Annotated in this window: 25 protein-coding genes; 1 reads left to right on the plus strand and 24 read right to left on the minus strand. The window is 38.2% G+C overall.

Annotated features, from left to right (window positions below):
• Positions 1-12: 12 nt before the first annotated feature.
• The 16 genes from AN957_RS17745 to AN957_RS17815 form a co-directional block, all read right to left on the minus strand.
• On the minus strand, positions 13-723 hold the full coding sequence (locus tag AN957_RS17745; protein WP_053476772.1) for a DnaD domain-containing protein: 711 nt from the start codon (positions 721-723) through the stop codon (positions 13-15).
• Between the two features lie 152 nt (positions 724-875).
• Positions 876-2,171 carry an asparagine--tRNA ligase gene (asnS, locus tag AN957_RS17750; protein ID WP_056685406.1) on the minus strand — a complete coding sequence of 432 codons (1,296 nt, stop codon included), beginning with the start codon at positions 2,169-2,171 and terminating at the stop codon, positions 876-878.
• A 406-nt stretch (positions 2,172-2,577) separates the two neighbouring features.
• Positions 2,578-3,768, minus strand: a complete 1,191-nt coding sequence (locus tag AN957_RS17755; protein ID WP_053476774.1) for a pyridoxal phosphate-dependent aminotransferase — start codon at positions 3,766-3,768, stop codon at positions 2,578-2,580.
• A 13-nt stretch (positions 3,769-3,781) separates the two neighbouring features.
• The gene (locus AN957_RS17760; RefSeq protein WP_053476775.1) at positions 3,782-4,255 is read right to left on the minus strand and encodes a cell wall elongation regulator TseB-like domain-containing protein; all 474 of its coding nucleotides are present in this window, start codon (positions 4,253-4,255) and stop codon (positions 3,782-3,784) included.
• A gap of 14 nt (positions 4,256-4,269) precedes the next feature.
• Positions 4,270-4,440 carry a YpmA family protein gene (locus tag AN957_RS27010; RefSeq protein WP_075209175.1) on the minus strand — a complete coding sequence of 57 codons (171 nt, stop codon included), beginning with the start codon at positions 4,438-4,440 and terminating at the stop codon, positions 4,270-4,272.
• Between the two features lie 193 nt (positions 4,441-4,633).
• A complete protein-coding gene (dinG, locus tag AN957_RS17765) occupies positions 4,634-7,435 on the minus strand; it encodes an ATP-dependent DNA helicase DinG (protein ID WP_056685409.1) in 2,802 nt (933 codons plus the stop codon).
• A gap of 162 nt (positions 7,436-7,597) precedes the next feature.
• Entirely contained in the window at positions 7,598-7,981 is a 384-nt protein-coding gene (gene panD / locus AN957_RS17770; protein WP_053476777.1) for an aspartate 1-decarboxylase, read from the minus strand.
• A gap of 11 nt (positions 7,982-7,992) precedes the next feature.
• The gene (panC, locus tag AN957_RS17775; RefSeq protein ID WP_053476778.1) at positions 7,993-8,847 is read right to left on the minus strand and encodes a pantoate--beta-alanine ligase; all 855 of its coding nucleotides are present in this window, start codon (positions 8,845-8,847) and stop codon (positions 7,993-7,995) included.
• Positions 8,844-9,680 carry a 3-methyl-2-oxobutanoate hydroxymethyltransferase gene (gene panB / locus AN957_RS17780; RefSeq protein ID WP_056685411.1) on the minus strand — a complete coding sequence of 279 codons (837 nt, stop codon included), beginning with the start codon at positions 9,678-9,680 and terminating at the stop codon, positions 8,844-8,846. Before panB ends, panC begins: the two co-directional genes overlap by 4 nt.
• 273 nt (positions 9,681-9,953) lie before the next feature.
• On the minus strand, positions 9,954-10,937 hold the full coding sequence (locus AN957_RS17785; RefSeq protein WP_082446637.1) for a biotin--[acetyl-CoA-carboxylase] ligase: 984 nt from the start codon (positions 10,935-10,937) through the stop codon (positions 9,954-9,956).
• The gene (locus AN957_RS17790) at positions 10,922-12,121 is read right to left on the minus strand and encodes a CCA tRNA nucleotidyltransferase (RefSeq protein WP_056685414.1); all 1,200 of its coding nucleotides are present in this window, start codon (positions 12,119-12,121) and stop codon (positions 10,922-10,924) included. The genes AN957_RS17785 and AN957_RS17790 overlap by 16 nt, the downstream gene beginning before the upstream one ends.
• Positions 12,118-13,266 carry an N-acetyl-alpha-D-glucosaminyl L-malate synthase BshA gene (bshA, locus tag AN957_RS17795; RefSeq protein WP_053476782.1) on the minus strand — a complete coding sequence of 383 codons (1,149 nt, stop codon included), beginning with the start codon at positions 13,264-13,266 and terminating at the stop codon, positions 12,118-12,120. The genes AN957_RS17790 and bshA overlap by 4 nt, the downstream gene beginning before the upstream one ends.
• A complete protein-coding gene (gene bshB1, locus AN957_RS17800) occupies positions 13,263-13,979 on the minus strand; it encodes a bacillithiol biosynthesis deacetylase BshB1 (protein ID WP_056687224.1) in 717 nt (238 codons plus the stop codon). Before bshB1 ends, bshA begins: the two co-directional genes overlap by 4 nt.
• Positions 13,960-14,391, minus strand: coding sequence for a methylglyoxal synthase (gene mgsA / locus AN957_RS17805; protein ID WP_053476783.1), 432 nt, complete (start codon positions 14,389-14,391; stop codon positions 13,960-13,962). Before mgsA ends, bshB1 begins: the two co-directional genes overlap by 20 nt.
• 14 nt (positions 14,392-14,405) lie before the next feature.
• Positions 14,406-15,206: a 4-hydroxy-tetrahydrodipicolinate reductase gene (gene dapB / locus AN957_RS17810; protein WP_053476784.1), complete on the minus strand. Its 801-nt coding sequence runs from the start codon at positions 15,204-15,206 to the stop codon at positions 14,406-14,408.
• A 12-nt stretch (positions 15,207-15,218) separates the two neighbouring features.
• Positions 15,219-15,548 carry a nucleotide pyrophosphohydrolase gene (locus AN957_RS17815; protein WP_053476785.1) on the minus strand — a complete coding sequence of 110 codons (330 nt, stop codon included), beginning with the start codon at positions 15,546-15,548 and terminating at the stop codon, positions 15,219-15,221.
• Between the two features lie 184 nt (positions 15,549-15,732).
• Between AN957_RS17815 and AN957_RS17820 the strand changes: the two genes are divergently transcribed.
• Positions 15,733-16,605 (plus strand): YitT family protein, encoded by an 873-nt coding sequence (locus tag AN957_RS17820; RefSeq protein WP_053476786.1) that lies wholly within the window; start codon positions 15,733-15,735, stop codon positions 16,603-16,605.
• Positions 16,606-16,668: 63 nt separating this feature from the next.
• Here AN957_RS17820 and AN957_RS17825 read toward each other — a convergent pair whose 3' ends face one another.
• The 8 genes from AN957_RS17825 to AN957_RS17865 all read right to left on the minus strand — a co-directional run bounded on the left by AN957_RS17825 (position 16,669) and on the right by AN957_RS17865 (position 22,757).
• Positions 16,669-17,349 (minus strand): zinc metallopeptidase, encoded by a 681-nt coding sequence (locus tag AN957_RS17825; RefSeq protein ID WP_053476787.1) that lies wholly within the window; start codon positions 17,347-17,349, stop codon positions 16,669-16,671.
• 69 nt (positions 17,350-17,418) lie between these two features.
• Positions 17,419-18,207, minus strand: coding sequence for a sporulation protein YpjB (gene ypjB, locus AN957_RS17830; RefSeq protein ID WP_053476788.1), 789 nt, complete (start codon positions 18,205-18,207; stop codon positions 17,419-17,421).
• Positions 18,208-18,315: 108 nt separating this feature from the next.
• A complete protein-coding gene (gene lhaT, locus AN957_RS17835; RefSeq protein ID WP_053476789.1) occupies positions 18,316-18,909 on the minus strand; it encodes a lipoprotein heptaprenylglyceryl N-acetyltransferase LhaT in 594 nt (197 codons plus the stop codon).
• 534 nt (positions 18,910-19,443) lie between these two features.
• Positions 19,444-20,211 carry a menaquinol-cytochrome c reductase cytochrome b/c subunit gene (locus AN957_RS17845; RefSeq protein WP_053476791.1) on the minus strand — a complete coding sequence of 256 codons (768 nt, stop codon included), beginning with the start codon at positions 20,209-20,211 and terminating at the stop codon, positions 19,444-19,446.
• Between the two features lie 51 nt (positions 20,212-20,262).
• Positions 20,263-20,937, minus strand: a complete 675-nt coding sequence (gene qcrB, locus AN957_RS17850) for a menaquinol-cytochrome c reductase cytochrome b subunit (protein WP_053476792.1) — start codon at positions 20,935-20,937, stop codon at positions 20,263-20,265.
• A gap of 3 nt (positions 20,938-20,940) precedes the next feature.
• Positions 20,941-21,447 carry a QcrA and Rieske domain-containing protein gene (locus AN957_RS17855; protein WP_053476793.1) on the minus strand — a complete coding sequence of 169 codons (507 nt, stop codon included), beginning with the start codon at positions 21,445-21,447 and terminating at the stop codon, positions 20,941-20,943.
• A 149-nt stretch (positions 21,448-21,596) separates the two neighbouring features.
• Positions 21,597-22,061, minus strand: coding sequence for a YpiF family protein (locus AN957_RS17860; protein WP_053476794.1), 465 nt, complete (start codon positions 22,059-22,061; stop codon positions 21,597-21,599).
• 144 nt (positions 22,062-22,205) lie between these two features.
• Positions 22,206-22,757 carry a ReoY family proteolytic degradation factor gene (locus AN957_RS17865; RefSeq protein WP_053476795.1) on the minus strand — a complete coding sequence of 184 codons (552 nt, stop codon included), beginning with the start codon at positions 22,755-22,757 and terminating at the stop codon, positions 22,206-22,208.
• Positions 22,758-22,771: the final 14 nt, after the last annotated feature.

A 22,771-nucleotide genomic window follows, 5' to 3' on the forward strand; every position in this document is an offset into this window, starting at 1 on the left:
TACTTCTTCTAATTATTGCTCAAGCCAATTATAAAACGGAACAGATTTTAATGTTGGATTGGCATCCTCATTTTGTTTGTTTCGCTGCGGAGTTTGACTTTGTCTGAATTTTTTTCCGTAGCTCTTGGCTTGTTCAATGGTTTTAATTCCATTCTTTTTCCATTCAAATAAAATTCGGTCAATATAACGAAAGTTTAGCTTGCCGGAAATAACCGATTCCCTTAACGCAGCTTTTATAATATGCGGGTCATGATGATCATCATCCATCCACATAGCAAGTGTTTCACATTCGAATGGAGATAAAGGGCGCCCGAATTCTTGTTCAAAGCAAGTATACAAATCCGTTTCATTTTTTTGATTAGCTATCACAGCTTCCTGTTTACCTCTTAGCAAAAAGCAATCAATTAATTTTCCCCATAACGGTTCTACATCATATCTTTCATATCGAACATCGTCTCCTGAATAACTTTCTTTTATTTCAATAAATCCTTTTTGAACTAATTTTCGGAGAATTCCAGTACATTCTGAAACGGATATAGTCATGCGGGAAGACAATTCAAAAGGAGTAGGAAATTCATTTCCATTTTCAATAAAGGAGATAACTTGCAGTAAAAGCACTAGCTCATTTTCATCTAAATTCATCTCTTTATAATGAGTGAGTAAAACTCCAGGGATCGTTACATTTCCTTCCTGGATCCACTTTAATAAACTTGTTTTTGACATTCTAGACACCTCTTCATAAGTATAGCATGAACACCCCTAGCTAGTAAGGAGAATATGAAAGGCAATCATTCCTATTAATCGCTACTTGACATTAAAGAGTTTCTTCACTTTAATAGAAAAAATCCGCAAAAAGCGGATTTTCCCTTAAATAATTATGGATATAAACGATTTAATAGACGCGGGAATGGGATCGTTTCACGAACATGTTCAACCCCACTAATCCAGGCAACCGTTCTTTCCAGTCCAAGTCCAAACCCAGAATGTGGTACAGATCCATATTGACGCAATTCTAAATACCATTTATAAGCGTCCATTTCTAAATTATGCTCTTCAAGACGCTTCTTCATTAAGTCATAGTCATGAATACGCTCAGAGCCGCCAATGATTTCTCCATACCCCTCAGGAGCGATCAAATCTGCACATAGAACAACATCATCACGCTCAGGATGAGGCTGCATGTAGAATGGCTTTATTGCTTTCGGATAATGAGTAATAAACACTGGTTTATCGTAGCTCTCAGCAATAGCTGTTTCATGTGGCGCACCAAAATCATCGCCCCACTTAATATCATCAAAGCCTTTTTCATTTAAGAATTTGATTGCATCATCGTAAGAAATACGCGGGAACGGTGCTTTAATGTTTTCAAGCTTTGATGTATCACGGCCAAGCGTTTTTAATTCTAGGCTGCAGTTTTTCAAAACAGATTGTACGATAAATGATACATATTCTTCTTGAACCTTTAAGCTATCCTCATGCTCATAGAATGCCATTTCAGGCTCTATCATCCAGAACTCAATTAAGTGTCGGCGTGTCTTTGACTTTTCCGCACGGAAGGTTGGCCCGAAAGAGAATACTTTTCCAAGCGCCATTGCAGCTGCTTCCATATATAATTGTCCACTTTGTGAAAGATACGCATCTTCATCAAAATATTTTGTTGCAAATAATTCAGATGTTCCTTCTGGTGCACTTCCAGTTAATATCGGCGGGTCCACCTTCACGAATCCTTGCTCATTATAAAATTCATACGTAGCACGAATAATTTCGTTACGAATTTTCATCACCGCATGCTGACGGCGTGAACGAAGCCATAAATGACGATTATCCATTAAAAACTCTGTTCCATGTTCCTTTGGAGTAATTGGATAATCTACAGCTCTTGAGATGACTTCAATATTCGTTACAAGCAATTCATAGCCAATTGGAGAACGCTCATCCTTTTGTACTTTTCCAGTAACATAAACGGATGACTCTTGTGTTACTGATTTTGCTTCTTGGAATACTTCTTCAGGTACATCTGTTTTTACGATAACCCCTTGAATAAAGCCTGTTCCATCACGAAGCTGAAGGAATGCAATCTTTCCGCTTGAGCGTTTATTAGCAATCCAAGCCCCAATCTTCACTTCTTGATCTTCATATTTGTAAACTTCAGATATCGTTGTTTTAACCACTGTGTTCCCTCCAAAAACTAGTAAATCTCGACTTATGTATCCTTTTTATTATACCTTCCGACATTGTGACAAGCAACTAAGAAAAGCGGAGGCGACTGGTTCAGCCTCGACAAGCATAAGACAAGCTGGCTAGAAGGTTGTTTTTTAACCTTCTAGCCAGATTGGCTTATGACCTCGAGGGGCTAGGAGCCGCAGCTAGACAAATGAAAAGCGGAGGCGACTGTTCAGCCCCGACTTAAACTTATTCGCCAATATGGTATGTTTATTCGCCGTTATTCGCATATATTGGCCGTAGCAGCCGATATATGCGCCGTGCTATTCAATTTATTCGCCAAAATACCATACATATTCGCCAATGCCCTATAATGATAAAAGCGGCAGCCTAATTCGGCTGCCAGCTCACAAATTATTTCAGTTTGCTTTCAACAAATTCATGCATCCGACGAACAGCCTCTTCTAATAATTCAAGTGATGTTGCATAGGATAGACGAATATTATTTGGTGCACCAAAACCGGAGCCAGGAATCACTGCAACCATCGCTTCTTCTAATAAAGCTTGGGAGAAATCATCTACATTTGCAAAGCCTGTTAATTCGCATGCCTTGCTTACATTTGGAAATAGATAAAAGGCTCCCTGCGGCTTTAAGCATGTAAAACCAGGAATGGCAATTAATTTTTCATAAATGGTATTAAGTCTATGCTCAAACGCTTCACGCATTTCTTGAAGCATTTTCTGTGATCCAGCGTAAGCTGCAATAGATCCGTATTGTGCTGTTGTTGTTGGGTTGGATGTACTATGGCTTGCAAGATTTGTCATCGCTTTAATAAGCTCCTTATTTCCTGCAGCATAGCCAATTCTCCAGCCAGTCATTGAGTGTGATTTCGATACACCATTAATGATTATCGTTTGTTCCTTTAATTCTGGTGAAAGCCCAGCAATAGAGACGTGCCTATTATTGCCGTATACTAATTTTTCATAAATCTCATCCGAAATAATTAAAACTTCATGCTTCAGACAAACTTCACCAATTGCTTCTAGCTCAGATTGTGAATAGAGCATTCCTGTTGGGTTGCTCGGTGAGTTAATAATGACTGCCTTTGTTTTCTTAGATATTGCCGACGTTAATTGCTCTGGAGTAATTTTATAATCATTTTCTTCTTTTCCTTCAATGTAAACAGGAAGTCCGCCCGCTAGCTTTACTTGTTCAGGATAGCTGACCCAATAAGGAGTTGGAATAATGACTTCATCCCCCTCATTAAGGAAGGCTTGGAATAATGTATACAATGCATGCTTAGCACCGTTCGTAACGATAATTTCACTTGGATCATAAGTAATTCCTTGATCTTGAGCAAATTTATTTACGATTTCCTTTTTTAAAGCCGGAAGTCCAGCAGAAGGAGTATATTTCGTATGCCCTTCATTCATTGATTGTATCGCCGCATCAATTATATGCTGTGGGGTATTAAAATCTGGTTCCCCCGCGCCTAAACCAATGACATCAAAACCTTGTGCTTTCAATTCTTTCGCCTTCGCAGTAATTGCCAATGTTGAAGAAGGGGTTAATGTTTTCACTCGTTGTGCTAATTGGATCTCCATTTTCTTCCTCCATCTATAAGTTTTCAATTTTTTTCAGCCATTCACCTGTTTCAAAGTTAACATAATAATAATTGATTAAATCACCTTCGGAACGGTAGTAAATTTCCCATAAGGGAATATTTTTTTCTATCCCTAAGCGTACAGAAACTATTTCTTTCGGATTTTTTTCCTCACGAAGTTTACTTACCGCTTCTTTTTCAGAAACACCGTCTGACTGCTTCCGAACAATGATTCTTCCTTCTTTTTCAGGAATCCATACATAAATGTTTGTACCTTTAGCATTTTTACCTTTTACAACATAATAAGTTTCTTGTCCGTTGTATAAATAAAAATCTTCTGCCTTCGTAAGTTCCGTTTCCTCCATCGCTGTTTGAACGGCTTTTTCCTCAGCTGTTTTCACAGGCTTTAATGCTTTTTGATAAATAATTGTTCCAGAAACCAAAACAATGAGAATTATGAATATACTTATAATAATTATTTTTTTCACGAATGTCACTCTTCTTATGTACGATAAATTGAAAATACAGCTTTATTTTGATCTTCTTTGTCAAGTGCTAACCCAAACATTAAATCCTTTTCTTTTAATGTACGATTTAACACATCAACCACCTTATAAAGATCTGGGCTTAACTGAATTTTAACTGTCGAAATGACTTCAATTTTACTTTCCATACTGGAAATCCTCCTCATAGGCAACAAAATTTGTAACTTATATGTTTGATTCATACGGATAAACTATATGTACGTAACTGTTCAAACCTTTAAATTAGTATAACAGCTAAATGATTTGCATTAAATATCAACTTTAAATTTCTTCTAATCCACTTACGTCTTTTGGCTGCGCTAGAATTAGCGCAGCATTTTTTTAAATCCACTCTTTAATCAATGGAATAATTTCATTTATCCCACTTTTTTCAACTGGTACTTCCGGTATCGATTGTAAAAATGCTTTCCCATATTTGGTAGTCACTAGCCTGCGGTCAAAAATAAAAATGAGCCCTCGGTCATTTTTCGTTCGAATTAATCTGCCGAAGCCTTGTTTAAAACGGATAATCGCTTCTGGCAATGAATAATCAGAGAAAGGGTTACCGCCGCTTTGTTTAATTTGGTCGCACTTCGCATCTGTTAACGGTTCATCCGGAGGTGAGAAAGGCAAGCGAACAATAATTAAACAAGTTAAATCCTCGCCAGGTATATCTACACCTTCCCAGAAGCTGCTCGTTCCTAATAGGATTGCTTTATCAAACTTTTGAAAATTCCTCGTTAATCTTGACCTGCTTCCACTTGAAATTCCTTGGGCAATAATTGCATAGTCATTTAGAAATCCTGATTCCTTTATGAGTTCATACGTTTTTCTAAGCATTTCATGAGAGGTAAATAAAATAAGCATTCGCCCTTTTGTTACTTCTGCAATGGAAATAATATGTTCCGTAATCGATGCAACGTATTCTTCCAGCGGAACGGCATTTACCTCAGGTAGATCATCAGGAATAATAAGCTTTACTTGTTCCTTATAGTTAAATGGTGATTGAATTTGCTGTACTGAACAATCTGATGCCGTTAATCCAAGCTCTGTTAACATATAATTAAACGAATTTTTCACTGATAAAGTTGCAGAAGTTATGATTGCACACTTCTTTTTTTCAAAGAATTGCTCTTTTAAATAATTCTCAACAGTAACTGGCTGTGCGTACACTGTTGTTGCATTTTGCATGGCACGCTCGTCCATTTCAATCCATGATACAAATTGCTCAGAAGGGTGTAAAAAGATATTTTTGACAACGAAAGAGAGGTCCTTTAATTCTTCAACAAGTGACGTTAATTCTTCCATTGAGGACTTTTCCCTAGCGGATAACGATTCCTGAACTGTTTTGATGAAATCAAGTCTTGCATGAACCATTTCAACGAAATCTTTAACGAAGAAAATAAATCGCTCAGCAGAAATTTCAACCGCTCTCCATTCCATATTTGCATCATCAACAGTCAATCGACAGCTAATTCTGTTATATCCTTTACTCGCCTTCTTTCTCTTTTTAGCATAATAGCTGATCACTTTAAATAGTTCATCTGCTTCTAGACTTAGCTCAGCCATCATTTGGTTCACTTCAAAAGAATGAAGGAGTTCATGCTTGTTTATCCATTCCTTTTCCAAAATTTGCTCTAGCTTATGCAGCAGTTGCTTTTGCTCGATGAGACCAATTTGACTAAGAAGCAATCGGGTAGATAAATAATCAAATGTAAAACCGAAATGCTTTCCCGATACTTTCATAAAATGATGTCCTTCATCAATAACCACATGGGTATATTCAGGCAATATTTTATGATCTGTTACAAGATCGGTTAAAAGTAAGGAGTGATTTGTAATAATTATATCTGATTGCAAGGCTTCTTTTCTTGCACGCATATAAAAATCCCTAGACAGCCAAGATTTATTTTTCAAGAAGACGGTTTCGTCATTTTTTATTTTATTCCAGTAGAGCATCCCCCCACTAGATAAATTCAACTCATCGATATCTCCATAAATCGTTTCTGTCAACCAAACAAGAATCTGCATTTTCGTAAGAATCGTATCATAATTATCGTCTTGGTCCTTTAATGTTTGTTCAAATTTGGCAAGGCTTATATAATGGCTTCTGCCTTTTAACAACACCGCTTTAATTGGAAAAGAAAGCATTTTTGCAAGCCTTGGAATATCATTAGACAGCAATTGTTCCTGCAGCTGAGTCGTATATGTACTAATTATGATCGTTCGGTTATTTTCTTTCGCATAAATAGCAGAAGGAATCAAATAGGCAAGGGATTTTCCAACACCAGTACCTGCTTCGATCATCGCATGCCTCTCTTGATTAAAAGCATCATAAACAGAATCCATCATGTCGAATTGACCTAAGCGGGTTTCAAAAGCGGAAAAAGCTTTTCGAAATAGCTCCTCTTTCTCCTCATTGCCCACGGGATAGTTAATTTGCTGCATTTTGCTATTTTCTGTTTGATCCATTCCTTTTTTAAGCGCAATTCCATGATGAATTTCAAGAATATCTGGAATAGTTTCGATCGACGATTCTTTTTTTACAATAATATTGTCAATAAGAAGGTCTAAATCACTTTTTAAGCCGCTAGAAAGCTTATGAAGCTGTTTTACCGTATTTAATGGCAGTTGCTCAAGTCTTTCTAAAAGACGCAAAAGAAGCTCTGCTGTAACGTATGCATCACTATCAGCTTGATGTGGACGTTCATGGTTTAACCCTTCTCTTATCGCAAGTTCAGATAATTGAAAGCTATCTGCCGTTGGCATAAGTACTCTCGACATTTCCACTGTATCCAATATTGGGCCATAAAATCCGTTATACCCTGTTTCAATTAATTCCTCTTGTAAAAATGAAAGGTCAAAAAGTACGTTATGGGCAACAAAATATGCTCCCTCTAATAGGGTTAATACTTTAGGGGCAATTTCTGAAAAATCAGGGGCATTCTCAACCATCTGGTCATTTAAGCCGGTTAATTCTTCAATAAAAGGCGGAATCGCTTTTCCGGGATTGACGAAAGAAGAATATTCTTCAGTAATTTTTCCATTTTCAATGACAACTGCAGCAAATTGTATGATTTTATCGCCCTTCTTTGGAGCGTTACCAGTTGTTTCTAAATCAATTACAACATATTTATTACCCATACTAAACACCTCTAACATTCAGTCAATCAAACGGTATCACAAAAATGGAAAAAGAAAAAGACATATACCTTTCTAATTATATTTTTAGCTATATTTACCTGTATCCATACCTGAATAAGAAAAGCTGACCAGATATATCCAGTCAGCTATTGATCATCACATTTAATAAATCGTCTTCTCCGGTTCATGGTTGATCATATTTTTGATTCGATTGTTTTCATCCATGATGGCTACTTTTGGTTCATGATTCGGAACATTTTCCTCAGCAATCATTGCGTAGGAAATAATAATAACGATATCCCCCTCTTGAACAAGGCGTGCTGCCGCTCCGTTTACACAAATAACACCAGAACCTCTTTCCCCGGGGATAATATATGTTTCAAATCTTGCACCATTATTATTGTTAACAATTTGCACTTTCTCATTTGGAACCATGCCGACTGCATCAAGAATGTCTGTATCAATCGTAATACTTCCTACATAATTTAAATTTGCCTCTGTGACAACGGCACGATGAATTTTGCCGTTCATCATGGTGCGGAACATGATGTTTCCCCCTATTTTTCATTAATTTCTAAAATGATATTATCAATCAAACGTGCTTTCGAAAACTTTACTGCCATCGCAATAATAAACTTCCCATTTAACTTAGTCATTTCTTCCAGCATCGGATAGGAATATGCTTCAATATAATCAATCTTGCCATCCGTATTCTCAGCTATCATCTCTGTTATGAAAGTGATCACTGTTTGTGGATTTCTTTCTCCTTCAAGAATCATTTCTTTTGCTCTTAAAAGACTTTGATAAAGTATAGGAGCCTGTTCTCTTTCATTTGGAAGCAAGTTTACATTCCTTGAGCTTTTTGCCAGCCCATCCATTTCTCTGACCGTTTCGACAGGAATAATTTCAATCGGAAAGTGAAAATCATTTACTAGCCCTTCCACGACAGCCACCTGCTGTGCATCCTTCGTCCCAAAATAAGCCCTTTCAGGTTGTACAATATGAAAGAGTTTTGTCAGCACAGTTGCCACACCATCAAAATGACCAGGTCGAGATTTCCCGCACAAGACATCTGTTCTTTCATTTACTTTTATCGTAATAGAAGATGGGTGCGGATACATCTCTTCCACCGATGGGTAAAAGATGTAATCAACCATTTTCTTTTCCGCTAATTCTTTGTCTCTTTCAAAATCCCTTGGATAAGAACTGAGATCTTCCGTTGGACCAAATTGAAGTGGGTTGACAAAAATGCTTATGACAACTATGTCATTTTCTTCTCGGGCTTTTTCCATCAAGGTTAAGTGGCCTTCATGTAAAAAGCCCATTGTTGGAACATATCCGATTGATTGTCCGTCTTGTTTTGCATGCGATATCGTGTTCTGCATTTCCTCAATTGTTGTTATTACTCTCATGCTTTCCCTCCGTACAAACTAAGCAATTCTTCTTCCTTCATCGTAAAGCTGTGCTGATCATTCGGAAATAAACCTTGTTTCACTTCCTGACAATAGGATTTTAACCCTTGTTCAACATGATCGTTCAACTGCGAGTATTGCTTAACAAATTTCGGAACACGTTCCACACCATAAGTAAGCACGTCATGGTAGACAAGAACTTGTCCATCAGTATCCACTCCAGCTCCAATTCCAATTGTTGGAATCTTAATGGATGTGGAAATTTCTTTTGCCAATTGCTTGGGAACACATTCTAATACAAGGGCAAAAGCCCCAGCCTCTTCACATTTTTTGGCATCCTCAATTAACTTTTTCGCAGCTTCTGCATTTTTGCCTTGAACCTTATATCCTCCTAAAACACCAACCGATTGCGGAGTCAGTCCTAAATGAGCGACAACTGGAATGCCTGCTTTTGTTAATGCGCGAATGCTGTTAATAACCTCATCTGCCCCTTCGATCTTGACCGCATGTGCACCTGTTTCTTGAATCAGTCTTGCTCCATTTAAAAGCGTGTCTCTCATGGATAAGTGATAACTCATAAACGGAAGATCGACAACAATAAATGTATCCTTTGCTCCGCGCTTCACTGCCTTCGCATGGTGAACCATATCATCCATTGTTACCGGAATGGTTGATTCATACCCTAAGACAACCATTCCTAATGAATCCCCGACTAATATCATGTCGACTCCAGATTTCTCAGCTAGTTTCGCTTCTGGATAATCATAGGCCGTTAACATGACAATCTTTTCACCATTTTCTTTCATTTTCATGAAATCGGTCGTTTGCTTCATTTCTTGTCCTCCTTTTTTTAAGGAAGAGGGTGATATAAAGCTAGAGCTATTTTTTGCAAAATAAAAACCCTTCTGAATACACAGAAGGATAGAAATTTAGCTCAGATTTGCAATTCATCCCTCTGTCCCGGTCCATTATGGATCTAGGCAGAAATCTTTAATTTATTTGATATCAAATTGGTGCAGTTCAACAAGAGGATACTGCCCGAGAAAAACACTTTCGTTTTTCAAATAAAGTATATCAAATCAAGGAATAACCTGACTACAAAAATATTATTTTTCCAATTCAATATCAGCGGAATAGACATGATGAACGATCCCGTGAGAATCCTCGATCATTAGAACTCCATCATCCGTTATTCCTAATGCTTGTCCAGATATGCTTCCCGTTATCGTTCTTGCTGTAATATTCTTCCCGATGCTGATGGCGTAGCTTTCCCAAAGAAGCTTAATTGGATAGAAACCTTGATCTAAATATAAGGAATACAGCTTTTCTAATTTTACGAGCAGAACTTTAATTAGTTCAGCCCGTTCCAGCTTCTTCCCATATTCGATCGCTAGGGAAGTTGCTATCGGTCTTAATTCCTCAGGATAGTCTTCCAACTGCTGATTCACATTGATTCCAATTCCGATAATTATCGATTGGATACGATCTGCATCTGCCTGCATTTCCGTTAAAATACCGGTTACTTTCTTCCCATTTAGTAATATATCATTTGGCCACTTGATTTCTGGTGTCATACCAGTCATTTCCTCAATCGCTTGGACAACTGCAACAGCAGTAATTAAAGTTAACTGTGGCGCCTTTGCAGGCGGAAGATTCGGACGTAAAATGACACTCATCCAAATACCCGTATATTTAGGCGAATGCCACTTTCGATCCATTCGTCCTCTCCCTGATAGCTGCTCTTCAGCAATAATAATTGTTCCCTCTGACGCCCCCTCAAAAACAAGGCGATGGGCTACTTTTTGAGTGGAATCAACAACATCCTCCGAATGAATATGTCTGCCCATGAATTCCGTTTTTAACCCAAGTCTTATTTCATCAGCAGTTACCCTCTCAGGAGTCTTAATAATCTTATAGCCTTTTCTTCTTACAGCTTCCAGTTCAAAGCCTTCTTTTCGCAGCTCTTCAATATGCTTCCAGACTGCCGTCCTTGAGCATCCTACTAAATCGGCTAGCGCTTGTCCCGATAAAAACTCTTCCTGATTATTGGAAAATGCATCAAGCAGCTTTTTTCTTAGTTCTGATTGCACTCGATTAGCCACTCCCTTATGGATTGATTGTGATTACTAACTTTGCGATGAATCACAGCCTTTTCAACCATTTCTATTTTTTCCCTTATCCAAGGACCTTGCTTCTTCTGAAACCAATCCAGTAAATCATTTCCTGTCACATTAAGCTCGCTTCGTTGTTTAATTGGCAGTGTTTCATATTGTTCCAATAAGCGATCAATTCGGCTGTCTATTTCCTGATTATGTAATAAGTTATATATTCTTTCTGTTGAAAAAATTGTATTCATTCCGGCCTTATAAAGGGCTTCATCCGTCCAATCTATTTTCAATCTTATCATTAGCCATTTTACTAAGTGAATAATTTTTTTGATTTTCTTTACAGGCAGCTTCCATGTTTTCAAAAAGGAATTGATTTCATCATTATTTATTCTCAACTGATAAATAAGAAATGCCCACATTTCTTCAATTGTCAAACTCGTAGTATCGTATTTGCACATTCGAGTTAATCCTTCTGAATAAGGAGCCATTCCAGGCAAATACATATATAATCTAGTTTCATGCAGCATTTCTAATGCATGCTTACGATTTTTTCCGACTAATAATTTTTCAAACTCAATGAGTTTTCTTTCCGTTGAAATGTGTTTGAGCAAATGAGCATATTGAATAAGCGCAGCTCTTGTTGTGGTTTCAATTTGAAAATTAAGCTGACTGAAAAACCGTACAGCACGCATCATTCTTAATGCGTCCTCGCTAAAACGCTCTTCAGCCTTCCCAACCGTTTGAATCACCCTATTCTCTATTGCTCGTTTGCCATGAAAGGGATCAATGAACTGCCCTCTCTTATCCATCGCAATGGCATTCATCGTAAAATCTCTTCTCTTCAAGTCTTCTTCCAGTGATCGAATGAATTGTACCTCGGATGGTCTACGGCAATCTTCATATTCTGCTTCTGTACGAAAGGTTGTTACCTCATACGTCTTCCCACTAAATAGAACAACAATTGTTCCATGTTCTACACCGACATCAATCGTTTTCGGAAAAATAGCTTGAATCTCTTGAGGAGTTGCCGATGTCGCAATATCAATGTCTGCTATATCCCTTCCGAGTAATAAATCTCTGACAGAGCCTCCAACAAAATAAGCTTCGAATCCCTCATCTTCAATTTTTGTTAGTAAGGGAACAGCAGATAAAAATGGCTCGTTCATATGTCCTCCCTATTCTTTAAAAGATCATAATAAATTTCTTCATATTGAGCTACAATAAGTCCTGAACGAAAATGAATATAAGCAGAATTTACCGCTTCCGTAGAAAATTTTTGATGAAGATTTTCATCAGTAAGCAATGAAACACCTTTTATGGCGATTGCTTCTATATCCCCTAATTCACATAAATAGCCGTTCTTTCCATCCTTAATTACTTCTGGAATTCCGCCAACATTCGTCCCTATACACGGAACACCACAAGCCATGGCTTCTAACGCCACTAATCCAAAGCTTTCTTTTTCAGATAGTAAAAGCATAAGGTCACTGATAGAATATAATTCCTCTAGATTATCTTGCTTCCCTAGGAAGATAACTTGATCGGCAATCCCTAATTGGCTAACAAGCTTACAAATGACCGTCATTTCTGGACCATCACCGACTAGAAGAAGCTTGGCAGGAATATCTTCTGCCATTCTCGAAAATGCTTTCACTACATCTTGAACCCTTTTTACTGCTCGAAAATTCGAAACATGAATGACTACCTTTTCCCCTTCATTAATCCCAAACTCTTTTTTTAAATACGAAGAATTAGTTAATCGATACACACGTTCATCAATAAAATTGTAAACAACCTCGATTTCTTTATTCGGTTTGACGACATCATATGTTTGAGCGATTAAAGCATTTGATACCGCCGTTACAGCATCTGATTTTTCGATTCCGAATCGGATCGCATCCGTTAAAGTTGAATCATAGCCTAGGACTGTTATATCTGTTCCGTGGAGGGTTGTTACAATTTTGATATCTCTATCACACATTTGTTTCGCTAAGATGGCACAAACTGCATGAGGAATGGCATAGTGCACATGTAGGAGATCCAGTTTCTCACGATTAATTACTTCCGCCATCTTACTTGCCAAGGCGATATCATATGGCGGGTACTGAAAAACAGAATATTGATTTACCTCAACTTGATGATAATAAATATTCGGATTCATTTTATTTAAACGAAAAGGAACACTTGAAGAAATGAAATGAATTTCATGTCCTCTTTCCGCAAGCATTTTTCCTAACTCTGTTGCGATTGCACCTGATCCCCCAACAGTTGGGTAACAGGTAATGCCGATTTTTAATTTTTTCTCTTTCATAACTCTTCTCCAAATAAATCATCATTCATAATTAGCGGTTTATTTTGTTTAAAACCTTCCGCATATGTAATACCCACTTGGCTGCCAAAAAGTCTTTCCCTTGCTTCAATCATGTCAACATAACCGTTTACTAATGGCGTATTAAAGGATTGAGCTGTTTTTGTAAATTGGCTTTTATACGCTTGTAAGCTAGCTATCTTTTTATCCATATAGGAAGATACATCGACAACAAAATCAGGTTCAAGAAATCCATTGATCATATAAAAAAATAGATTTTTCACCTTATGGGGAGGAATCCCATCCTCTGGATCATAATTCTTTATGCCTGCAGAAAATACAGCCTCCTTAACCAAGCGGGCACAGCCGCCATGATCTGGGTGGCGATCCTTATAATATGGAGCAAACACAATAGCCGGCTGATATTTACGAATTACACGAACAGCTTTTTTTATGTATTCCTGATTATGAAAAAGTCCCCTATCAGGTAAATCAAGTGTTTCCCTTGTAACAACTCCTAGGATTTCTGCCGCTTCTTTTGCTTCCATTTGCCTAATTTCAACCGTTCCGTTTGATGACAGCTCCGCTTTTGTTAAATCACATATCCCTATTTTCTTTCCATTCTCTGCATATTTTGCAATGGAACCACCCATGCCTATTTCAACATCATCTGCATGTGCGCCAAATGCAAGTATATCAAGCTTGATCTGCTCCATTTGTTTCACCACTTCTTCCATTCACAATCGTTCTCCAAGCTAAATCTCCTCGTTCAAGCCCTTTGATTAATATCTCTGCTGTTCCAAGATTTGTCGCAAGCGGCACAGAATATACATCACATAACCGAATTAACGCACTAATATCAGGCTCATGTGGCTGTGATGTTAAAGGGTCACGAAAAAAAATGACAATATCCATTTTATTATTCGCAACCAATGCGCCGATTTCTTGGTCGCCTCCATACGGACCAGATTGAAAGCGATGAACATCCAGGCCTGCTTCATTAATTATTCTTAAACCTGTCGTTCCAGTAGCAAAAAGATGATGCTTAGACAATATATCTTTATAAGCAGTCGTAAAGCTGACGAGATGGTCTTTCTTCTTATCATGAGCAATTAAAGCTATATTCATCGTTTTGCCCTCCATCATTCAATAATGTTTTCTAGCCCGTATATGAGCGTATCTATTTTCATCACTGTATCTACAGCCAGCTTTACACCAGACATGAATGAAGCACGGTTATATGAGTCATGACGAATGGTTAGCGTCTGTCCGGTCGCTCCAAACATTACTTGCTGATGGGCAATTAATCCAGGCAAACGGACAGAATGAATACGCATACCATCAAAATCGGCACCTCTTGCACCAGCTATCGTTTCCTTTTCATTTAGGTGTCCTTGCTGCTTAGCCTCTCTTACTTCTGCGATCATTTCTGCAGTTTTCACTGCTGTTCCAGAAGGAGCATCTAGCTTTTCATCATGATGTAATTCAATGATTTCCACATCGTTAAAATACTTACCTGCTAATTGGGCAAATTTCATCATAAGAACGGCTCCAATCGCAAAATTAGGCGCGATAATACAGCCAAGACCCTTTTCCTTGCAAATGGCTTCAAGCTCATTTACGTTCTCTTTTGTAAACCCAGTTGTTCCCACCACAGGTCTCACTCCGTATGATAGTGCTGTCTTTGTATGCAGCATCCCAAATTCAGGAGTGGTTAAAACAATAAGAACATCAGCTTCCACCTTTTGAAAGCATTCTTCTATATTCGAATAAACAGGAATATCCAGCCCTGAAAACCCGTCAAAATCACTTAAAGATCCACCATCATTTTTATGATCAACAACAGCAACTAAATGAAAATTATCTGTTTGTTGTACAAGTCTGACCGCCTCTCTCCCCATACGTCCACGGGGACCAGCAATGACAATCTTAATATCCCTCATTATATTACTCCTCTACTCTTTGATTCTCGTCCATCGGTCCTTATCCCGGGTGTTGAATTTGTTCATTACTAGATCATGTGCTTTCTCCAGATCAATATTTAAAGAATTTGCAAGGCAAATGAGAACAAACAGCATATCACCCATTTCTTCTTCAATTGCTTTATCTTTCTCAGACGATTTCTTTGGCTTCTCACCGTATTGGTGATTGATTTCCCGAGCAAGCTCACCAAGCTCCTCAGTCATTCTTGCTAGCATCGCAAGCGGGCTGAAATAACCCTCTTTAAATTGACCAATGTATTCATCAACTTCTGTTTGAAGCTCTTTCATTGTTTTTTCTTTCAATTATTCCACTCTCCATTTTAATGCTTTGAAAATTGATTCATTTGCCTTCTTTCATGTTAGCTAATCAACGGTTCTTTTACAAACATTTTTGCCCTCGCTTGATTCCTTTAATGAACAAACTTGACTTTCCTATTCCATTACATGCACAATTATCTAAGTGAAATTTTGGTAGTGGAGGGTTTATATGAAAATTGGACTTAAACTTAAAAATATTATCTTTATCCTTCTTGGATCAATCATTTTTTCATTTGGGATTGTACATTTTAATATGCAAAATAATTTGGCTGAGGGTGGCTTTACTGGAATTACATTACTTCTATACTTCCTTTTCAAATGGGATCCTTCTTACACGAATTTACTCTTAAACATCCCACTTTTCTTTATTGGATGGAAATTGCTAGGGCGGAACGCCTTTTTGTATACTATAATCGGAACAGTCAGCGTTTCAGTCTTTTTATGGATTTTCCAGCGCTATCAAATTAACATGCCGCTGAACGAGGATTTAACATTAGCCGCTTTATTTGCCGGGGTTTTTATTGGTGTTGGACTTGGTATTATCTTCCGCTTTGGCGGTACAACTGGCGGGGTTGATATTATCGCCCGTTTAGTAAATAAATATGCTGGGGTGAGCATGGGGAAAACAATGTTTATGTTTGATGCAGTTGTTATTACTCTCTCTTTAATTTTCTACCTGTCCTATCAAGAAGCCATGTATACGCTTGTTTGCGTTTTTGTCGGTGCAAGAGTGATTGATTTCATGCAGGAAGGAGCCTATTCTGCTAGAGGGGCAATGATCATTTCAGATCTCAATGAAGAAATTGCCGCTAAAATTATGAATGAAATGGAAAGAGGAGTAACTGTTTTAAAGGGGCACGGCTCTTTTACAAAAAAAGAACGAGAAGTCCTATATTGTGTTGTAGGGAAAAATGAAATTGTCCGGTTGAAGAATGTCATTACATCCGTTGACCCACATGCATTTGTCTCCGTTAGCGTTGTTCATGACGTCCTTGGAGAAGGGTTCACATTAGATGAAAACAAAAAACCACTCGAACATTAATCCATTGAAACTGTTCAGCCTCGACAAGGATAAGACAAAAGAAAACCAGCCAAGTGGCTGGTTTTAATCATTTCTTTGCATACCAGTATAAATTAGAATTAAACGAAGCAGTTCCATCACTGCTACTGCTGCTGCAGCTACATAAGTGAGAGCTGCCGCGTTTAGAACCTTTTTGGTCTCTCTTTCTTCATCATTTCGAATGACGCCAAGTGAAACCACCTGATCCATCGCTCGATTGGATGCATTAAATTCGACCGGTAAGGTAATAAGCTGAAAAACAACAGCAGCTGCCATAAAGATAATCCCTAATAAAACAAAGCCGCTGTAGCCTGCAAGAAATCCAATCATAATTAATATCCAGGAAAAGTTAGACCCGAGATTTGCAACCGGGACAAGCGCATGGCGGAATCTTAAAAACGCATAATCCTGCTGATCCTGTATCGCATGACCAACTTCATGTGCTGCTATTGCTGCAGCTGCAACAGAATGTCCATGATAATTTGCTGAAGAAAGACGGATAGTCTTTGAACGAGGATCATAATGATCTGTTAAATGTCCTCTTGTCTCTTCTATTCCAACATGGAATAAACCATTTGCATCTAGTATCTTTCTCGCTACTTCTTCCCCCCTCATATGGGATGAAGATGAGACTTTTGAATACTTTGCATAAGAGCCCTTTACTCTAAATTGTGCCCAAAGGGGCACTAAAATGATGATAGCGAAGTAAATAAGGTATCCACCCATAATTAACCTCCCATTTCCGCTAATTCTAGTTGTTTTTTTATATTGTACACTTGCTGAAATATGAAGTCACTATTTTTGCCCTCTTGAACGGTTCTTTTCCTTTTGCTGGTCCCCCTTATACTTTCTCCAGCCAACATAAGACAATGTAAGAATAATAATGCTGCCTGTTGAAATAATCACCCACCAGAGAGATGGATCTGCTTCATCATCAGACATTTCATCAAATAAAAGCTGTAAATCAGCTTCGAGCGCCTCAAGTTCCTGCTGTGTCCCTTCATCAGCCAACACTTGAGGACGGTAACGATCGATATAATCAATACGAGTATCTAATCTTTGAATACGTTCCCCAGTTACATTAATTTTCATACTTGGATAAATAACATCATATAAAGACAAAAAAGTATTAAATTTCGATTGAAAATGTTCTTTATCTCCGTTGTAGACTGCCTCTTTCATTTCTCCAAATACAGTCATAATCGGGGCTTCCATTTCTGTCCATAAAGGCTGATTTTGAGAGGAAATGGCATCCATAACGAGTCTAAACTTTGTTACACGATTGATTTTCTCATTATGATTAATGGTGGCATTAGCGGTAGCTTGTACCGCTTCATCATGAGAAACAGTAAGGATTCGCATCTCATCAGAAGTCAATATGCTAACTTGTCCTGATGTTGCACGAAATTGATCTGAAAAATAATCTAGAAGCTTTTTGGCATCCTCATATCGATGAAGCTTGACCATTTGCAGTGCTTCATCTGATAATTGATCCAATCTATCAATAGATGAGGTTTCTTCCGCATATCCTGCTATAGGCAATAGAAGAAAAATCATGATTGCAATCATTATTCTGGATTTCATACTTGTCCCCCCTCAAATTACTATTAAATATGTATGAGAGATGGGACAAGGATAGACCAGAAATCCATTTTCGGTTGTTTAAATTCTATTATCTAGTAGTATTAGCAGTTATTTAATTTCTAGTTGAAAACGATTTTTTTTAATCGTCAAAAAGTAAGTGATCCCTAAAGAAAATACACTTAGCCAAAATGTAAAATAGCCAATTTGTGGAGTATATAAGTCCAAAATCGTGTAGCGCGGAAGCATAAAAAACACATAATCAATGACATCATTATGCAGCGTCCAAATACCTGTAACAACAAGATGCCACGTTTTTACACGGTAAAAAGGCGCATATAGCATTCCCTGTATAGCCATTGCCCCATGAGAGAATATAAGCATCAATGCTATCCAATCAAGCTCTCCGGTCACTTGGAATACTAATAAATTCATTACAACAGCCCAGATGCCATATTTAATTAACGTTACGATTGCCAAAGCTTCAAATAATGGCCAATTTTTTCCTAACAGAAAAGCAATTAAAACAAATACAAAGAATAGGCTTGCGGTCGGACTGTCAGGTACAAAAGGCAAGAATATTGCAGGTGTATCAACCAGCTGCCATTTATACCAAATATACCCGTATATCGTTCCTGCACTATTGATAACTAACAGTAGCCATAATACAGCTTTATTTCCTAAAACAGGATAAATCCACTTCATGATTGTCCTCTTCTCTATATATGTTTATTTTCTTCATTATTTTACCATAGAGGCCTGAACAATATATGCACGCAAACTAAAAAAAGCGGAAGCGCCTTCGGAACAAGCAAAACCCGCTTGTTCCTGCGAGGAATATTCAAGAAAGTTTGCATTGGTGCTCACCCCCGACAAGCACAAGACGAGCCTCACGGAAAGGTGTTCTTTACCTTTCTGTGAGGCTTGATCGAAATGTGGAGGCGACTGTCCAGGGACGACTGCATAAGACAAGACCTGTAAGAAGGTGTATTTCCTTCTGAAAGGGATTGGCTTATGACACGAGTCCTTAGGAGCCGCAACTAGACAAGCTTGTGACCTCGAGGTCGACAAAAGCGCGACATCCTCCTAAAAGCTTCACTTTTAGTCGTGCGATGCATCGCTGACGAAGCTTTCCTTGTCCTGTCGCATTGTCGACACTAGTACTTCCTGTACGTCGGGGGTAGGCTGCTTGCGCTAGACAAAATAAAAAAGCTGACGAATCAACGTCAGCCTTGTTATTTATTCACTTACGATACCTGAAATATACTCAGCCAATTTGTCAAACTCTTCATCCGTACCTTTGAAAAGTCCTCCTGGCATTGCACCTTTACCGTTTGTAACTATTTCTTTTATTTCTTCAGGAGTTAGACCAGTGTCAATAAGAGCAGGTGCTCCTCCTCCACCTTGGAGTTCTCCACCATGACAAGTTAAACAAGTATTCGCTTCCATAATCTTGTAGCCTTCAGCTTCTGTATCAATTTCAACTTCTGCAACAATTTTCCCTTGGTTCGCTGCTGCTTCCCAGTCATGGGTTGCTACAGACTGCCAAGTTAAGAATGTAATTGCTGCTACTGCCAATAACATAAAGCCTGTTGCCAATGGACGCTTTGATGGACGGCGTTCTGGTCCACGGTCGATAAATGGTGCAAGCAGCAATGCTCCGAAAGCAAGACCTGGAATTACTAAGGCACCTACAATATTAAATGGACCTGATGCGTAAGTATACTTTAATAGTTGGTATAAGAATAAGAAATACCAGTCTGGCAATGGAATATATGCTGTATCACTTGGATCCGCGATTTTTTCAAGTGGCGGCTCATGTGCAATTGTTAAACATAAAAATCCGATTAGGAAAACGGCACCTATCATCCATTCTTTTAATAGGAAGTTAGGCCAGAATGCTTCCGTTTTGCCAGGGTACTCCGAATAGTCTTTCGGAATGTTCGGTTTTCGTTCAGCAGAAACACGAGAGTCTCCTACGAATTTCATACCTTTACCACGATGCATTGGGCGATTCCCCCTCCTTTATCTAAAAATCCTCTTTTTGTTCATTTCATCTTACAATGGTCCTGAAATACCTTGCTTACGAATCATTACAAAGTGAGCAGCCATTAATGCGAACAATGCTGCTGGCAAGAAGAATACGTGAATCGCAAAGAAACGAGTAATTGTTTGCGCTCCGACAATATCCGGTGATCCAGCAATGAGGGTTTTTAGATATACCCCAATTAACGGAACAGATTCAATAATTTGCATTGTAACTTTTGTTGCAAATAATGCTTTCATATCCCAAGGCAGTAAGTAGCCTGTTAAACCAAGAGCCAGCATAACGAAGAAAATTAATACGCCGACAACCCAGTTCAATTCACGCGGTTTCTTGTAAGCACCTTGGAAGAATACGCGTAACGTATGTAAGAACATCATTACGATGACTAAACTCGCTCCCCAGTGATGCATTCCTCGAACAATTTGTCCAAATGCCACATGGTTTTGCAAGTAATACACGGATTCCCATGCATTTTTAATATCTGGAACATAATACATCGTTAAGAACATTCCAGATAAAATTTGAATAACGGTAACAAAGAATGTTAAACCGCCGAAGCAATAAACGAAAGCAGAAAAGTGATGGGCAGGGTTTACATGCTCTGGCACTTCATGATCTGCAATATCGCGCCATAAAGGCGTAATATCTAAACGCTCGTCTACCCAATCATAAATTTTGTTTAACAAGGATTACGCCCCCTTCTTTGGCTCTGCTTTACCTAAGTGCAGGTAACCATCTTTTTCAATGTAAGGATATACATCAAGTGGTGCAATAGGTGGTGTACCTGGAACATTTGTACCATCTTTTGTATAAAGTCCTCCATGACATGGGCAGTAGAAATGGTCAGGATTAGATTTATCCCCTTCCCAGTTAACCACACACCCTAAATGCTTACAAACAGGTGAAAGTGCGACAATTTCTCCCTTGTCGTCCTTGTATACCCACGCAGTTCCAGTTTCTTCAGAATTGTACCATGCATCCTGTTGTTCAAATGTAAAGTCAACACGAGTTGGCACTTCTGTAATATCAGCAACCTTTTGCGGAGTTGGAATGTAATTACCGCCAGCTTTTGCCTGCAATACTGGATCAACTGCAAAACGAACCATTGGCATCAACATTCCAGCAGCCATGAAGCCGCCTACACCAGTTAGTGTATAGCTTAGAAATTGACGTCTTGAAACACGATTTTTGCTCATACCTTTCCCCCCTCTATTATGAAGTTAAGTCCAACGGACAAAATTCAACACAATATAAAACTAGGACATAACAATGATATATCAATCTTAATTGAAGGTCAATATATCGTTTGACGAAAACATGTCAACTGTGTGACTAAAATTGCCATTTACTCGCCTGATTGCCATTTTTGCAGAAACAATTGAAGGAGCTGCTTTACTTGATCATCAAGAATCGTATTTTTATACTGCTCATCCATATGTTCTAGCGGAAGGGAAGGCAGCCATATCAATCCACCATCAAATTGACTTTCAAGCGCTTTCCAACTGCTATCAGATGTTAAGTAGAGTACGTGTTTGAATCCTTTCTCTGTCAGTTCTTTCTCCCATAGCTTTATATCACTTATAAGCTTGTCCTCAGGGAATGATTTTAAGTAAGAATAGCCTGGGAACATAACCAATCTTCCTCTGAACTGTCTTTCAAGCTGAATACTCAATAAAGAAATAAACTCTGACATCGCAGCCGTTTGCTTTATATCATCTCGTAACGATACAGGAAACAAAGGCAGGACAGCTGTATCTACATATTCCTTTGATTTTAAGTACATATCAATATCCTGGGAAATCCACTTCATCCATTTCACTCCATATCTTTAATTTGTCCTAATAAATAACTGACATTCCATAATCCTTTCTAATCATATCACTATAATTCACTTACTAAAAGGAAGTTTAGCACACTAGCAAAGCAAAAAATAAAAGCTTGCCAGTATAGCAAGCTAATGAAAATCTGTCTTTAGTTTTTTTAATTTCTCAGTTAGCAGTAAAAAGGTCTGTTCATCATGATTATCAAGCGCTTCATCAATTTTTTGCAAGAGATGATCCCTTTGAAACCTTTCTAAACAGTTATCTAAGAATCGTTCCGCAATCAGCCGGTCTTTTTCATTAATTCGAAGCTTTTTTGGCATGAAAGGATTTTCCTCAAGAACAGCTGCATATTGGTGGGTTTTGTTTGATGCATGAAAGTTTAATTGAATAAAGATTTCTTCCTCCCGGTTCAATCTAATATCATGGAATGATTTCTCCGCGTCTGTAGTCATGACATTTTCCTTATAAAAACGAAAAGGGACTTCATCCACACAATGAGTAGACATCACTAAACCCTTTGGGCAATATTGCGCTTGCTCTACAAAATGGACCTTTTCCATTAGTTGGTCGTGGCTCATTAAATAATTTAATATCCATACGCATTCTCGCCTTTTTAATTGATAATGATTGAGAAACCAGCGAATAAAATCTTTCTTCTCGTTGACAGAAACAGGGGCTGACATGATTAGATTCCCTC

Origin of the sequence: Cytobacillus solani (assembly GCF_001420595.1) — a bacterium.
Classification (GTDB): Bacteria; Bacillota; Bacilli; order Bacillales; family Cytobacillaceae; genus Cytobacillus; species Cytobacillus solani.

What these genes read in the sequence shown, in the direction of transcription:
- AN957_RS17745 (WP_053476772.1), bottom strand. Translation starts at nt 723, where the DNA reads ATGTCAAAAACAAGTTTATTAAAGTGGATCCAGGAAGGAAATGTAACG.
- AN957_RS17755 (WP_053476774.1), bottom strand. Translation starts at nt 3,768, where the DNA reads ATGGAGATCCAATTAGCACAACGAGTGAAAACATTAACCCCTTCTTCA.
- AN957_RS27010 (WP_075209175.1), bottom strand. Translation starts at nt 4,440, where the DNA reads ATGGAAAGTAAAATTGAAGTCATTTCGACAGTTAAAATTCAGTTAAGC.
- dinG (WP_056685409.1), bottom strand. Translation starts at nt 7,435, where the DNA reads ATGGGTAATAAATATGTTGTAATTGATTTAGAAACAACTGGTAACGCT.
- panD (WP_053476777.1), bottom strand. Translation starts at nt 7,981, where the DNA reads ATGTTCCGCACCATGATGAACGGCAAAATTCATCGTGCCGTTGTCACA.
- panC (WP_053476778.1), bottom strand. Translation starts at nt 8,847, where the DNA reads ATGAGAGTAATAACAACAATTGAGGAAATGCAGAACACGATATCGCAT.
- panB (WP_056685411.1), bottom strand. Translation starts at nt 9,680, where the DNA reads ATGAAGCAAACGACCGATTTCATGAAAATGAAAGAAAATGGTGAAAAG.
- AN957_RS17790 (WP_056685414.1), bottom strand. Translation starts at nt 12,121, where the DNA reads ATGAACGAGCCATTTTTATCTGCTGTTCCCTTACTAACAAAAATTGAA.
- bshA (WP_053476782.1), bottom strand. Translation starts at nt 13,266, where the DNA reads ATGAAAGAGAAAAAATTAAAAATCGGCATTACCTGTTACCCAACTGTT.
- bshB1 (WP_056687224.1), bottom strand. Translation starts at nt 13,979, where the DNA reads ATGGAGCAGATCAAGCTTGATATACTTGCATTTGGCGCACATGCAGAT.
- mgsA (WP_053476783.1), bottom strand. Translation starts at nt 14,391, where the DNA reads ATGAATATAGCTTTAATTGCTCATGATAAGAAGAAAGACCATCTCGTC.
- dapB (WP_053476784.1), bottom strand. Translation starts at nt 15,206, where the DNA reads ATGAGGGATATTAAGATTGTCATTGCTGGTCCCCGTGGACGTATGGGG.
- AN957_RS17820 (WP_053476786.1), top strand. Translation starts at nt 15,733, where the DNA reads ATGAAAATTGGACTTAAACTTAAAAATATTATCTTTATCCTTCTTGGA.
- AN957_RS17825 (WP_053476787.1), bottom strand. Translation starts at nt 17,349, where the DNA reads ATGGGTGGATACCTTATTTACTTCGCTATCATCATTTTAGTGCCCCTT.
- ypjB (WP_053476788.1), bottom strand. Translation starts at nt 18,207, where the DNA reads ATGAAATCCAGAATAATGATTGCAATCATGATTTTTCTTCTATTGCCT.
- lhaT (WP_053476789.1), bottom strand. Translation starts at nt 18,909, where the DNA reads ATGAAGTGGATTTATCCTGTTTTAGGAAATAAAGCTGTATTATGGCTA.
- AN957_RS17845 (WP_053476791.1), bottom strand. Translation starts at nt 20,211, where the DNA reads ATGCATCGTGGTAAAGGTATGAAATTCGTAGGAGACTCTCGTGTTTCT.
- AN957_RS17855 (WP_053476793.1), bottom strand. Translation starts at nt 21,447, where the DNA reads ATGAGCAAAAATCGTGTTTCAAGACGTCAATTTCTAAGCTATACACTA.
- AN957_RS17860 (WP_053476794.1), bottom strand. Translation starts at nt 22,061, where the DNA reads ATGAAGTGGATTTCCCAGGATATTGATATGTACTTAAAATCAAAGGAA.
- AN957_RS17865 (WP_053476795.1), bottom strand. Translation starts at nt 22,757, where the DNA reads ATGTCAGCCCCTGTTTCTGTCAACGAGAAGAAAGATTTTATTCGCTGG.